Annotated in this window: 12 protein-coding genes; 5 read left to right on the top strand and 7 right to left on the bottom strand. The window is 66.9% G+C overall.

All coding sequences use genetic code 11. The features are described from left to right. Positions 1-10 precede the first annotated feature (10 nt). The 6 genes from ACM61V_RS05505 to ACM61V_RS05480 all read right to left on the bottom strand — a co-directional run bounded on the left by ACM61V_RS05505 (position 11) and on the right by ACM61V_RS05480 (position 7795). The gene (locus ACM61V_RS05505) at positions 11-265 is read right to left on the bottom strand and encodes a hypothetical protein (protein WP_137786824.1); all 255 of its coding nucleotides are present in this window, start codon (positions 263-265) and stop codon (positions 11-13) included. After that, the gene (locus tag ACM61V_RS05500; protein WP_171007576.1) at positions 255-1574 is read right to left on the bottom strand and encodes a radical SAM protein; all 1320 of its coding nucleotides are present in this window, start codon (positions 1572-1574) and stop codon (positions 255-257) included. Before ACM61V_RS05500 ends, ACM61V_RS05505 begins: the two co-directional genes overlap by 11 nt. 45 nt (positions 1575-1619) lie before the next feature. After that, entirely contained in the window at positions 1620-2240 is a 621-nt protein-coding gene (locus ACM61V_RS05495) for a 4'-phosphopantetheinyl transferase family protein (protein WP_171007577.1), read from the bottom strand. Next, positions 2237-6244 (bottom strand): Pls/PosA family non-ribosomal peptide synthetase, encoded by a 4008-nt coding sequence (locus tag ACM61V_RS05490; protein ID WP_137786827.1) that lies wholly within the window; start codon positions 6242-6244, stop codon positions 2237-2239. Before ACM61V_RS05490 ends, ACM61V_RS05495 begins: the two co-directional genes overlap by 4 nt. A gap of 42 nt (positions 6245-6286) precedes the next feature. Next, positions 6287-6994: a fumarylacetoacetate hydrolase family protein gene (locus tag ACM61V_RS05485; RefSeq protein WP_137786828.1), complete on the bottom strand. Its 708-nt coding sequence runs from the start codon at positions 6992-6994 to the stop codon at positions 6287-6289. Between the two features lie 66 nt (positions 6995-7060). Continuing rightward, positions 7061-7795 carry an IclR family transcriptional regulator gene (locus ACM61V_RS05480; RefSeq protein ID WP_137786829.1) on the bottom strand — a complete coding sequence of 245 codons (735 nt, stop codon included), beginning with the start codon at positions 7793-7795 and terminating at the stop codon, positions 7061-7063. Positions 7796-7903: 108 nt separating this feature from the next. Between ACM61V_RS05480 and ACM61V_RS05475 the strand changes: the two genes are divergently transcribed. From ACM61V_RS05475 to ACM61V_RS05455, 5 genes are read left to right on the top strand one after another with little or no spacing between them, the layout of a single operon-like run. Next, positions 7904-8812 carry an SDR family NAD(P)-dependent oxidoreductase gene (locus ACM61V_RS05475; RefSeq protein WP_419714247.1) on the top strand — a complete coding sequence of 303 codons (909 nt, stop codon included), beginning with the start codon at positions 7904-7906 and terminating at the stop codon, positions 8810-8812. Positions 8813-8822: 10 nt separating this feature from the next. Beyond that, on the top strand, positions 8823-9998 hold the full coding sequence (locus ACM61V_RS05470; protein ID WP_137786831.1) for an acyl-CoA dehydrogenase family protein: 1176 nt from the start codon (positions 8823-8825) through the stop codon (positions 9996-9998). Positions 9999-10004: 6 nt separating this feature from the next. After that, positions 10005-11204 (top strand): CoA transferase, encoded by a 1200-nt coding sequence (locus ACM61V_RS05465; RefSeq protein WP_137786832.1) that lies wholly within the window; start codon positions 10005-10007, stop codon positions 11202-11204. Further along, positions 11201-12430, top strand: coding sequence for an acetyl-CoA C-acetyltransferase (locus ACM61V_RS05460; protein ID WP_137786833.1), 1230 nt, complete (start codon positions 11201-11203; stop codon positions 12428-12430). The genes ACM61V_RS05465 and ACM61V_RS05460 overlap by 4 nt, the downstream gene beginning before the upstream one ends. Before the next feature lie 21 nt (positions 12431-12451). Further along, positions 12452-13303 carry an FAS1-like dehydratase domain-containing protein gene (locus ACM61V_RS05455; protein ID WP_137786834.1) on the top strand — a complete coding sequence of 284 codons (852 nt, stop codon included), beginning with the start codon at positions 12452-12454 and terminating at the stop codon, positions 13301-13303. Between the two features lie 2 nt (positions 13304-13305). On the opposite strand, the gene ACM61V_RS05450 is transcribed toward ACM61V_RS05455, so the two are convergent. Further along, entirely contained in the window at positions 13306-13905 is a 600-nt protein-coding gene (locus ACM61V_RS05450) for a DUF4126 domain-containing protein (RefSeq protein ID WP_137786835.1), read from the bottom strand. Positions 13906-13936 lie beyond the last annotated feature (31 nt).

Below are 13936 nucleotides of genomic sequence, written 5' to 3'. Positions count from 1 at the left end.
GCGCAATAATTCAGGCAGGTTCATCGTCCCCGCACGGGCAATCCGCCCCGGCGCGCTTGCGCGGCGCGCAGCTATGGCAGCCCCACATGCCATCATCGCGCGCTGGGCGCTTCTGCCGATCGAACGGAATGGTGATTGCATGGCCGGGCTGGCCGCAGATCGCGATCGCCATCCCCGGCATCGGCATGAAGGCATGCAACGGAACGGCGGCAAACCCGATCACCGCCGCGCCCACCAACGCCCGCGCCGGCAGATTACACTGCACTGCTGAACCGTGTCGCGCTTTGCTGGCGATAGGGGTCGATCGTCGCGGCGATCGCGCGTGCATAGGGTAGCGCTTCGGGCATGAGCGTCACCCGCGTGCCGCTCCAGCCGATCAGCCGCTCCGCCGCGAACGGCCGGAGACGTGCACGCACCCCGGCGAGATCCGGCAATCCGGCGAGATCGGCGCTGCCCCGGCACAGCAACTGCTCGATCGCCACGCCGCGCCGCCGGTCGAGCGCGTCGCGCCGGATTCCGCGCGCCGCCGCGAACTGGCCGTTGGCGATCCGCAAGTGATAGCGGCCGGCATTCTTCTCGTTCTGGAGCAGCGCGCCGGAAAAACTGCTGATCGCCGAAACGCCCACGCCGATCAGCACGTCCGCCGGATCGTCGGTAAAGCCCTGGAAATTCCGCCGCAGCCGGCCCCGCCGCTCGGCCACCGCCAATTCATCCGCCGGGCGCGCGAAATGGTCAAATCCGATAGCCTGCCAGCCGTCATCCAGCAGCCGCAGCTGCGCCGCCTCCGCCTGACGGAAGCGTGCCTCCGGCCCTGGCAATGCTGCCGTATCGATGCGGCGCTGGCGTGGGATAAGATGGGGCACGTGGGCATATCCGAACACCGCTAACCGGTCCGGCGCCATGTCGAGCGCGGTGTCGATCGTCTCGATCAGCATGGACACGTCCTGCGCCGGCAGGCCATACATTAGATCATAGTTGATCGAGCGCACGCCGCTGGCGCGCAAGCGCGCGGTGACGTCAGCGATCAATGCACGCGGCTGGATCCGGCCGATCGCGGCCTGAAGCGCGGGGGCGAAGGTCTGCACACCAAGGCTCGCGCGCGCGATCCCCACCGTCGCGAACACGTCATCCCAAGCCGGCGCGAAGTGGCGAGGGTCCAGCTCGACCGAAACGGAGGCCTCCGGGCAGGCAAAGGCCCGACGCACCTGAGCCAGCAGCAGCGCGAACTGCGCCGGCTCCAGCGCGTTGGGGCTGCCGCCCCCGAATGCGATCCGGCCGATGCGCCCGCGCCCGCCGAGCCGCCGCGCGACCAGCTCCACCTCCTCGCTCAGCCGCTGGAGATATGCGCCGATCCGTGCCGCGCGGTTCGCGGCGCCGGTATTGCACCCGCAGTACCAGCAGATTTCATGGCAATAAGGTATGTGGAGATACAGCGACATCGCCGCATCCGGCGCAACGCCCGCCAGCGCCTCCTCCATATCGCGCGCACCCATTTCGCCGAATTCTGCGGCAGTGGGGAAACTGGTGTAACGCGGCACCGGCGTCGCCAGCAGCTCGGGATGATAGGTCCACATGCTGATCCGGCTATCGCGGATCCCGGCTCCGGTATTTGACCGCCGTCAAGCCGGCAGCGCGACCGCCACGATCGCGCCACCGGCGCGGTGCAGAAAGCAATGCGAGGCCCCGCCGGCAGAAGTCGCGATGGGCGGTTCGCCGGAAAGATCGGTCTCGATCGCCTGCGGCTCGGCGATGTCCGCGCGGCCGAAGCGCTTGGCGTGCGCTTCCTTGAGCGTCCATCTGGCCAGTCGGTCGCCGCCTTCCCGCAGTTCGCGCGCGCTGAACAGATCGGCCGGAGGCGCGCATTGGTCGAGCGGCTCGATATCGACGCCGACCGGCACGCGGGCGAGCGCGATGGCGCACCAGCCATGCTGGCCAGCCATACTGATGTACCAGCCTGCCGGCGAGATTATGCCAAGCGCGCCGAAACAGGATCGTGATAGAATAATTCCATCCGGATGTACTTCAGCCACCGCAGCCAGCAGCGCCCGCGAGATCCGTCGCCGCGCCGCACCCCATTCGGCGTGCGGACGATGCGCGAGATCGGCGAGGTCGTCCGTCGTCAGCGCGGCGCGGGCGACCAGCGGGCTGGCTGCATCCAGCCGGCCATGCCAGACAAGGGCGGTATCCGGAGGAAGCGCGGGAATCGCGCCGCCCGCCGCCGCCCACATCACCTGGGTCATCCGCCGCGCGCGAGGCGGGCGGGCGAGCCTTCCCATGAAGTGCCGCGGGGCAGATATTCGCCCTTCATCACCACCGAAAGATCGCCAAGCTGCGCGTCCTCCCCGATCTCGGCATCGTAGAGCACGATCGCATAGGAGCCGATCGTCGCACGATCGTTAACAGTCACGCCGCTCACTTTCATCACGCGATCCTCGAACAGATGCGTCTGGAGCCCGGCGAAATCATTAAGCGCCACATCGTCACCGATCGTCACCAGATCGTGCTCGGTAAGGTCTGTCGTATCGAGATAGCAGCGCCGCCCGATCCTGCACCCCATCAGCCGCAGGTAGGCCGGCAGCCATGGCGTGCCCCGCAGCGGCTCCAGCAGATTGGGCACGGCAAGGTTTTCGTACGTCGCCGTCACCAGTTCGGTTCGCCAGACGAAGGTGCTCCACAATGGCTGCGTGGTCTGCCTGTAGCGCCCCATCACCAGCCATTTGAGTGCCACCACCGTCAGCCCGCAGGCCAGCGCAAAGCCGACGTAGAGGAACGGGAAGGCGACGAGCACGAGGTAGCCACCATTACGCATGTCGTCGATCTCGCCCACCGCCGATAGCAAGAGACTGAAGAACACGATGAACAAGGTCAGCGACAGCGTGACCCGAATCGCCTCGATCGACAAGCGCTTGGCCACCAGCTTCGGCCCGGGATTGAAGCGCGCGCCCTCGTCGAACAGCCCCACCGTCTGGCGTACCGGCAGCGAGATCGGCGGGGAGCCGAACCAGGTGCCGTCCGCACGCGCCGCCGCGCCATCGGCCGGCGGCTTGGACAGCACGCCGATCAGCACGCCGTCGCCGATCGTGGCGCCGGTGGGGAGCAGCGCGGAATTGCCGATGAAGGTGCGACGGCCGATCTTCGTATGCGCCAGCCGGATCGCGCCCGGCTCCACCCGCGCCGCGCCGAACAACACCGCATCGGCGATGAAGCTTTCCGGCCCGATATCGACGAGATCGGGCACGATCGCGGCCGCGGTGGAAATTTCCGCGCGCCGCCCCACCTTCACGCCAAGCGCGCGATACCAGGGGATGACATAGAGCGTCGCGTAGATCGGGTGCAGCAGCCGCAGCGCCAGATCGTTCACCTGCTGGACGAACCAGAAGCGCACGTAGAACCAGCTATCCATGCGATACGCACCCGGGCGGACGCGGCCCAGGAACAGCCGTTTGGCGATCACCGTCAGCACGCACATCAGGATCACATAGGTGGTCGCCAGCACGGGCGAGAGCATCAGATAGGTGTAGCTTTCGCTGCGCCAGTCGATCTCGATCATCGCGATGAGCCCCGGTGCGATCGGGACGATCGCCACCAGCGGCAGGATCAGCGCGGCCAGCGTGAGCGCAAGGCCGACGAGCAAGCGCCGCACGGCGCCACCGCGCGGGCGCGGCTCCCAGACGATGCCGCTTTCGATGCGCGCGGCGGGCGATCCGCTCCAGCGCTCATGGGCTGGGATATGCTCGCCGACGGGCAGCGCGGAAAGATCCTCCAGCGCGGCCCCCTCGCCGATCACACTGTCGCGCCCTACCACCGCCATCGATCCGACAAAGGCTCCGCGCCCGATTTCCGCCCGACCGAGCCGCAACAGCCCGCGCTCGACCGAACTGGTCGCGAGCATCGCGTAATCGCTGACGATCGCGCCCTCGCCGATCGTCACCAGATCGGCCACGTCGATATTGCCACGCCCGATGAAGGCATCGCTTCCGACCTTCGCGCCGAGCAGCCGGTAATAAGTGCGGATGAGCGGCGTGCCCGCCAGATACGGCGTCGCGATCACCTCCGAAAAGCGGCGGACGAACCACCAGCGGAAATAATAGCTGCCCCACAGCGGATAATCACCAGCGCGAAAGCGCCCGATCACCAGCCATTTTACGATGATCGACGCGAACATCGCCAGCGGCGGGATGAACATGAAGGCAAGGCCGCTCAGCATCAGCGCCGTCACGCGATCGACCTGATCGGCGAGCCGGGTGTAGGCGACATAGGGGAAAAACCATTGCAGGCCCGCGATCGTGAAGATCGGGATCAGCGCGATGGTCTGCGCCAGCCCACACAGCCAGCGCTTCCACGCCGCGATCCGGTGGAACGGCGGCGCATCCGCCGATTGCTCCGGCGCGGCCTGCTCCAGCCGGGCGGCGAGCGCGCGGATGCTGGGTGCGGCATAGAGATCCTGGATCGACACGCCCGCCAGCCCCGGCGCCTTGCGGATCGCGGAGACGAGCCGCGCGGCTTTCAGCGAATGGCCGCCGAGATCCTCGAACAGATCGTCGGTCACCGACACTTTCTGCGGCGCGAAGGACTCCGTCCAGATGGCGTGCAGCGTCGCCTCCAGCGGCGTCGCGGGCGCGATCGTCTCGCGATCGGCGACGGGAGCGAGCGTTGGGCGTTGCAGCGCCTTGCGATCGACCTTGCCCGAAGCGGGGAGCGTCGGCAGCGCGTCGAGCAACTGATAGCCGGCCGGGCGCATGTAATTGGGCAACCGATCGCGCACCCGCCCGCGCACCGTCTCCAGATCGACGCTCGCGCCGCCGCGCGGAACGATGAAACAGGCGAGAAACTCCGCGCCGTCGTCATCACGGAACAGGTGGACAACGGCCTGCGCGATCGTGGGATCGTCGGCAATCACGGCTTCGATCTCGGCCAGTTCGACGCGGAAACCACGGATCTTCACCTGCGTATCGATGCGACCGATGAAATCGATATCCCCCACCGCGTCGAGCCGCACGAGATCGCCCGACCGATATACCAGCACCGGGGCGCCCTCCGGCCCGTCGAACGGGGTGTGGACGAACTTCTCGCCGGTAAGATCAGGGCGATTGACATAGCCTGCGCCGACCCCGGGGCCACCGATCACCAGCTCGCCCTCGGCGCCGGCCGGGACCGGCCATAGCTTTTCGTCAACGATCCACGCGGTATAGCCGGGCAGCGGCCGCCCGATCGTGACGCGGCGGCCGGGCTGCACCTCCGTCCAGGTGGCCGTCACCGTGGTTTCGGTCGGGCCATAGGTGTTGAGCATCCGAAGCCCCGGCCGCGCCCAGCGCTCGACGAGGTCCGGCGGGCATGCCTCGCCGCCAAGGTTGAGCAGGCGCAGCGTCGGCATGGCCGTTTCCACCAGGCTGAGCAGCGAGGGCACGACGTGCCACACCGTCACCCCCTCGGCGGCCAGCACGATCGCCATGTCCGGGCCGGCGGTGGCGAGCGCCTCCGATGCGACGAGCAACTCCCCTCCGACGAAGAAGGCGCTCCACATCGTTTCCACCGACATGTCGAAGGCAAGGCTGAAGCCGCCGAACACGCGATCGGATTCGTCCAGCGCGAGGATCGCGCATTCCGAGCGGACGAGGTGGCAGGCGTTGCGATGCGTTATCATCACGCCCTTGGGGCGCCCCGTCGTCCCCGAGGTGTAGATGATATAGGCCAGGTCGTCGGGCGTCGCGCCGGTCTCCGTGCGCTCCGGCGGATAGGCGGCAGCAGCGGCGAGATCGCCCAGCATCATATCCACCGCCAGCGTGCGGACCGGCATCGCCGCCGCCCGCTCGCTTTCGGTGATGACCAGCACCGCGCCGCTATCGCTGGCGATGTAGTCTATCCGATCCTGCGGGTAGGCCCAGTCGACGGGCACATAGCAGGCACCGCACCACAAGGTGCCGAGGATCGCCATGTATTGATCCAGCCCGCGCGGCAGGCAGATCACCACGCGGTCGCCGCGCCCGACGCCAAGATCGCGAAGCTGGCGCGCGAAACGCCACGCGCGATCGCGCAGTTCGCTATAGGTCAGCGCGGTGCGGCGGCTGCTCTCGGGATCGACATCGATCTGCCGCACCGCGCAGTTCGCGGCGAATTTCTTGCACGCGTTGTCGAAAATCTCGTGGAGCAGCTCATCGCGCGCATAGGGCTCGTCCTCCCGAAGCGCCGGGGAGGGCGCGATCGGCGCGAAGATTGTGGGAGCGATTTCGGTTACGGTGGCCATGCCCCTAACTGCGCGATTTCGCGCGCATTTGCCACCCGTGCGTCAGTCGAACGCGGCGTCTCGCGCCCCGATCGTCACCGCGAGCGGGGAGAGGCCGGCAATAGTGACCTCGAGCCGGTCGCCGGGTATGACCGCGCCGACGCCGGCGGGCGTGCCGGTGTAGATCAGATCACCCGGCAACAGCGGCTCCAGCCGCGACAGATGCGCGATCACCTCGGCCGGCCGCCAGATCATGTCGGCCACGTCGCCGCACTGGCGCGTCTCGCCATTTAGCGTCAGCCGGATCTCGCCCGAGCCGACATGACCGCTTTCGCTGACCCGCCGCAACGACCCGATCGGCGCCGAGCAGGCGAAATTCTTCGCGGTGTCCCACGGTCTGCCCTTGTCCTTGGCGCGTGCCTGAAGATCGCGTCGCGTCATGTCCAGCCCGGCGGCGTAGCCATAGACGAGATCGAGCGCCCGCCCCGGCGCAACCGCCGCGCCGCCCTTGCCGATCGCGACGACCAGTTCTGCCTCGTAATGGAGATCGGCCGTCGCCGGGGGATAAGCGATCGTGCCGCCGCCCGGCACCAGCGCCTGCGCGAACTTGTAGAAGAAGAACGGCGGCTCTCGATCGGGATCGCTGCCCATCTCGCGCGCATGATCGGCATAGTTGCGGCCGACGCAGAAGATCCGTCCAGCCGGAAAGCGTTCATCGCAGTCGTCCACCGCGATCATCGGCAGCATGGGCGGATCGAACGGGGTGGACATGAATCGTGTTCCTGGATGGCGTGATGCCTACGTGCGTATCGCCTGCCGCCTGCGCAAGCCCGCGTTTCAGGCGGGAAGCAAGGTAGCGCGCAATCGCAGCAGCCCCTCCGCCAATACCGTGATCTCGGCGTCGCCCAGCGAACCGGCGAACACCGACGCGGACAGCGCGAAGCCGGGTGAGATGCCGGCGATCGGCACCGCGACTGTACAGATGCCACGGTGCGCGAAGCCATGATCGAGCGCGAACCCGCGTTCGGCGGCCGCCTTCACCTGCGCGGCATAGTCGTCGAACGACAGCGGCGTCTGCCAGCGCACGGCGTGATAGCGCCGCGCGAGTTCCTGCTCGTCTATCCTCTCCTCGGCCGCGAGCGCGCGCCCCACCGCGCCGCCACCGAGCGGTTGCCGCTGGCCGTCCGCCAGCGCGACGCGCAGCCCGGACTTGCTCTCCGCCCGTGTGACCAGGCCGACGCGCTCGCGCGCGATCACCTTCCACAAGGCGACCGCCGCGTCATTGGCCTCGGCAAGCTTCGCCATATGCGGCCGCGCGCGCTCCGCCAGCGCGCGTGCGCTATCGTTGCGCAGTGCATCGCTGGACGCCCAGGCGCGCGTCAGGCGATAGTGTTTCGTCCGCGCGTCCCGCTCGATCGCCCCCTCGGCCAGCAGGGTTTTCAGCAGGTTGAAACAGGTCGACGGGCTGAGCCCGGCGATCCGGGCGATATCGGAGAGTGACATGGGATTGGTTTCGGCGAGCAAGCGCAAAATCGCGAAAGCCTGCGAAACGGAGCGCACCGGAGACGTCATCGCCCAGAATTAGTTTTCACAATGATGAAAATCAATTCTCAATATTGAAGAATTTCGAAAGTCGGATTATCGCCCCCACATCGACCCGGGAGAGAAAATGTGAACCGCATTCTTGAAGGAAAGGTCGTCGCGATCACCGGCGCCGGGCGCGGCATCGGGCGCGAGATCGCGCTGCTGTGCGCGCGGGAGGGTGCCGCGGTGGTCGTCAACGATCCCGGCGTGGCGCAGGGCGGCGACGGCGCGGACAGGGGCCCCGCCGAAACGACGGCGGCGGATATCGTCGCGGCGGGCGGGAAGGCTTGTGCCAACCTCGCCGATGTCGCCGATCCCAAGGCGGCGGCATCGGTCATCGAGGATGCCGTCCAGCGCTTCGGCCGGGTCGACGCGGTGGTGAACAACGCCGGCATCCTGCGCGACACGATCTGGCACAAGATGAGCTACGAGGACTGGACGAGCGTCATCGATGTCAACCTCACCGGCGCATTCAACGTATCAAAGGCCGCGACGCCCTATTTTCGCGAACAGCAATCGGGCAGCTTCATCCATTTCACCTCCACCAGCGGGCTGATCGGCAATCTGGGGCAGGCAAACTATTCGGCAGCGAAACTGGGGCTGGTCGCGATGTCGCAGTCGATCGCGCTCGACATGGCGCGGGTCGGCGTGCGATCCAATTGCATCGCCCCTTTCGCGTGGAGCCGCATGACTGCCTCCATCCCCGCCGAGACGCCCGAACAGAAGCAGCGCGTCGAACGGATGCAATCGATGAGCGCTGACAAGATCGCCCCGCTCGTCGCCTATCTAGCATCCGATCGATCGGTTGACGTGACGAACCAGATCTTCTCGGTGCGTCGCAACGAGATCATGCTGTTCTCCAAGCCACGCCCGATCCGTTCCATGGTGAAGGTCGAGGGCTGGACGGCGGAGAGCATCGCCGATGAGCTGATCCCGGCCTTCCGCTCCAGCTTCGCCCGCGCCGACGAGGTTTCGGCACACGTTTTCCCTTACGATCCGGTTTGAGGATATCGCCATGAGCAACACCAACCCCGGCATGGACGCGGAGGTCTTCGAGCAGTTCATCGAGCAGCTTCACCGCTATGTGCGCGATCGACTGATCCCGGCCGAGCGCGCGATCATCGAGAGCGACGAGATTCCCGCCGATATTCTCGCCGAGATGCGCGATATGGGTCTGTTCGGGCTGACCATGCCCGAGAAATTCGGCGGCGCGGGAATGAACGTCAGCCAATATGTGCGGACGATCCACACGCTGAGCTATGCGATGCCCGCGTTCCGCTCGATCATCTCGATCAACATCGGCATGTTCTGCTCCGCCTTGAAGAACGGCGGGACGGCGGCGCAAAAGGCCGAGTGGCTGCCGCGCGTCGCGGCGGGCGAGATCGCCTGTTTCGGGCTGACCGAGCCCGGATCGGGATCGGATTCCGCCGGGCTGCAGACGAGCGCCGTCAAGACCGATACCGGCTGGGTGCTGAACGGCACGAAACGCTACATCACCAATTCGCCCCACGCGAAGGTCGGCCTCATCATGGCGCGGACCGGCAAAGAGAATTTGCCCAAGAACGCGCACGTCTCCGCCTTCATCGTGCCGATGGAGGCGCCGGGCGTGTCGATCGGCAAGTCCGACAAGAAGATGGGCCAGTCCGGCAGCCATATCGCCGATATCATCCTCGAAGATGTCCACGTCACCGATGACGCGCTGCTTGGCGGGGAACTCGGCAAGGGCTTTGTTTACGCCATGATGAGCCTGGACAACGGGCGCGTGTCGGTCGGCGCGGCGGCCACCGCTTATGCCCGCCGCGCGCTCGACAGCGCGATCCGCTACGCCACCGAACGCAAGGCGTTTGGCGAGCCGATCGCCAATTTCCAGCTCATCCAGCAGATGCTCGCCGACAGCGAGATCGAGATCTACGCCGCAGAAACGATGATGGCGGACGTCACGCGCCGCGCCGATGCGGGGGAGAACGTGCTGCGCAAGGCGGCGGCGTTCAAGGTGTTCGCCTCCGAAATGTGCGGCCGCGTGGTTGATCGCTGCGTACAGGTTTATGGCGGGGCGGGGTATCTTGCGGAATATGATGCCGAGCGCTTCTTCCGCGATGCGCGCATCTACCGCATCTACGAGGGGACGACGCAGATCCTCCAGCTCCAGATCGCCAAGCACATGCTGCGCGAATTCAACGCACAGGGCTGAGCGGCGGTGTACGATCTGCTTGGCGGCCTGTCGGTGATCGAGGCATCGTCCTTCGTCGCATCGCCGACTGCCGGGCTGTATTGCGCGCAGATGGGGGCGGAGGTGATCCGCGTCGATCAGATTGGCGGTGGCCCGGATTTCCGCCGCTGGCCGGTCACGGCGAACGATGACTCGCTCTATTGGGAAAACCTCAACCGCGCGAAGAAATCGGTCGCGCTCGATCTCGCCCGGCCGGAGGGGCGCGAATTGTTGCAGGCGCTGATCCGCGTGACCGGGCAGGTCATCACCAATTTTCCGGTGAAGGGCTTCATGGCGCATGACGTGCTGGCGCAGGAACGGGCCGATCTCATCACCGTTCGCGTGATGGGCTGGGCGGATGGCACCCCGGCACTGGACTATACCGTCAACAATTCGGTCGGTTATCCGCTGCTCACCGGCACGGGGCCAGAGCCCGTCAACCATGTGTTGCCGGCATGGGATCTGCTGAGCGGGGCCTATGCCGCCTTCGCGTTGCTCGCCGCGCTGCGACGCCGCGCGGAAACAGGCAACGGCGGGGAGATCCGCATTCCGCTCTCGGATGTCGCCATCGGCACGGTCGCCAATCTCGGCAGCCTGGCGGAGGTGATGTACGAGGGGCATGACCGGCCCCGGCTGGGGAATACGGTATACGGGCTGTTCGGGCGCGATTTCGTCACCGCCGATGGCGTGCGGACCATGATCGTCGTCGTCACGCCACGGCAATGGGCGAACCTGATTGCCGCGCTCGGCCTGGAAGAGGCGGTCGCGGCGGCGGAAGCGCGGCTGGGTGTATCGTTCGCTACCGATGACGGGCTGCGCTTCGATCATCGCGACGCGCTGTTTCCGCTATTCGAGCAGGCGGTCGGGGCGCGCGCGCACGCCGATCTCGCCGCCGCGTTCGATGCTGGCGGTGTGGTCCATTCGGCGTACCGCAGCATGTCCGAAGCGGTGCGGGATCCCGCCCTGGTGGCGGACAATCCGATCTTCGGCGTGGCCGAAAACCCGAGCGGCATCGTCTATCCTGCCGCCGGCGCCTTCGCCACCGTGCCGCAGCTCGATCGTCAGCCGCCGCGCCCCGCGCCCCGCAACGGCCAGCATACCGAGCAGGTGCTGGCTGAACGACTGTCGCTCTCATCGGGCGAGATCGCCCGTCTCATCGACTCCCGCATCATAGGAATTGCCCAATGACCCAGCGCCGTGCCGCCATCGTCGCCCCGATCCGTACCGCCGTCGGCAAGTTCGGCGGCGCCCTCGCCGATCTGAATGCCGGGCAGCTTGGTGCGGTGATTCTCAAGTCGCTGATCGAGCGGACGAAGATCGATCCGGCGCGGGTGGACGACGTGGTTTTCTCGCAAGGCTATGGCAATGCCGAGGCTCCCGCGATCGGCCACTGGTCCTGGCTCGCCGCGGGTCTGCCGATCGATGTGCCGGGCTATCAGCTCGATCGGCGCTGCGGCTCCGGGCTGCAGGCGGTTATCAATGCCGCGATGATGGTGCAGACCGGCATGAGCGACGTGGTAGTCGCGGGCGGCGTCGAGAGCATGTCGAACGTCGAATATTATACCACCGAGGGCCGGCGCGGCACCCGCGCGGGCGGGCTGATGCTGCATGATCGCCTCACCCGCGGGCGGCTGATGTCGCAGCCGATCGAGCGGTTCGGCGTCATCAGCGGGATGATCGAGACGGCCGAAAACCTCGCGCGCGATTACGGCATTTCGCGCGAGGCGGCCGATGCCTATGCCGTCCGCTCGCACCAGCGCGCCGCTGCGGCATGGGCCAACGGCTTGTTCGATGACGAACTCGTTCCCGTTCCGGTGCCGCAGCGCAAGGGCGATCCGGTGATCTTCGCGCATGACGAAGGGTATCGCGCCGATGCCAGCCTGGCGACGCTGGGCGCGCTGAAGCCGCTGGAGGCGAAGGCGATCCCGGGCGCGATCGTCACTGCCGGCAACGCCAGCCAGCAGAATGACGCCGCCGCCGCCTGTCTCGTCGTCGCGGAGGACAAGCTGGAAGAGCTGGGGCTGGAGCCGATCGCCTGGTTCCACAGCGCCGCCGCCGCGGGTTGCGACCCCGCGCGCATGGGGATCGGCCCGGTGCCGGCGGTCGAGCGATTGTTCGCCCGCAACGGCCTGGGCTGGGGCGATATCGATCTCGTCGAGCTGAACGAAGCGTTCGCGCCGCAGGTGCTGGCCGTGCTCAAGGGCTGGGGCTGGTCGGAGGACGACAGCCGCAACGAGATCCTCAACGTCAACGGCTCCGGCATTTCGCTGGGCCATCCGATCGGCGCGACCGGCGGTCGCATCCTCGCCAATCTCACCCGCGAGCTGCAACGCCGCGACGGGCGCTACGGTCTAGAAACCATGTGCATCGGCGGCGGACAAGGGATAGCAGCGATCTTCGAACGCGCCGCCTGAGCGCTAACCGGAGAGGACATGATGGACGACTGGAGCGCGTGGACCGGCCGCAGCGACACACAGACCGACCGGGTGGATCTGGGCGCCGTGACACGCTGGTGCGCGACGCTCGATCGCGCCATCCCGCATGATGGCTCGGTGCCGGTTGGCTACCATTGGTGCCTGTGCCTCCCCGATGCGCCCACCGCGATGCTGAGCCCGGACGGGCATCCGCGCCGTGATCTCGGCACGCGCAGCTTCCTTCCCCCTGTAACGTTGCCACGCCGGATGTGGGCATCGAGCCGGATGGAATTCGCCAGGCCGCTGCGCGTCGATGACAGGGTGACGCGGCAATCACGTATCCTGTCGGTGTCGCAGAAGCACGGGGCGTCCGGCGAGCTCGTCTTCGTCGATGTCGCGCACGATGTGCTCGCTGACGGCGTGCTTGCGGTGCGAGAGGTGCAGTCGATCGTCTATCGCGAGGCCGCGGCCAAGGATGCGCCGCCGGCTCCCCCGCCTGCCGGGGCCGGCAGGTTCGATGCGGCGGCATGGGGCACGGTACGCACGATCGCGCCATCGCCAGCGTTGTTGTTCCGCTATTCGGCGCTCACCTTCAACAGCCATCGCATCCACTACGATCTAGCTTATGCCACATCGAAAGAGGGATATCGCGGGCTGGTGGTGCAGGCGCCGCTCACGGCGACCTTGTTGCTGGAGCTGGCGCGGCGCGAGCTTGGCGATCATGCCCTGCGCACGTTCTCCTTCCGCGGCATTTCACCCGCGATCGCGAGCGAGACGCTGCATCTGGCGATGAAGAGCGATGGCGAAGGGATCGAACTGGGCGCGTTCGCCGCCGATGGCCGGCGCGTGATGCAGGCGCGCGCCGAGCGCTGATCTCAGCGCGCAGGCGTACCGCGTTTGCGGACGACGCGGCGATAGAAACTCCGCAGCAACACCAGCACCGCGACCGCCACGACAACGACCATGACGGCCACCGCGATCGCCGCCCACGGGCTGGCGAAGGCGGTAAGCAGCAGCCCGGTGGTGGCAATGTCTCCACCGGTTGACAGGGCGATATTCGAGAACGGCTCCGGGCTGGCATTGGCCACCGCCCGGGTGCCGGCCTTTGCACCATGCGTCAGTAACGCCGCGCCGCCGCCGAGCAACACCGCGATAACCTGCCACGTCGGATCGCCGGGATCGACGATGGCGAGCGCGAGCAGCGCCCCGCCGACCGGGCGGATCAGCGTGTGGACGGAATCCCACGCGCTATCGATCCACATCACCTTGTCCGCGAAGAATTCGGCCACCGCGCCGACGCCCGCGACAGCGATCACCCAGGGATTGGCAAACACATCCAGCGCATGGAGATGGGCCGGCATCGCGATCCAGCCGAAATGCATCGCAAGCCCCGTGACGAACACGCAGACATACAGGCGCCATCCGCTCAACAGGCTGACGCTTGCCGCCAGCCCAAGGATGCCCGCCGCTGTCATTGCAGTATCCTAACAGTCATCCACGCCGGGC

The sequence above is a fragment of the Sphingomonas sp. TX0543 genome, assembly GCF_048565505.1.
GTDB lineage: Bacteria > Pseudomonadota > Alphaproteobacteria > Sphingomonadales > Sphingomonadaceae > Sphingomonas.
This window is presented reverse-complemented; position numbering and strand designations above follow the sequence as displayed.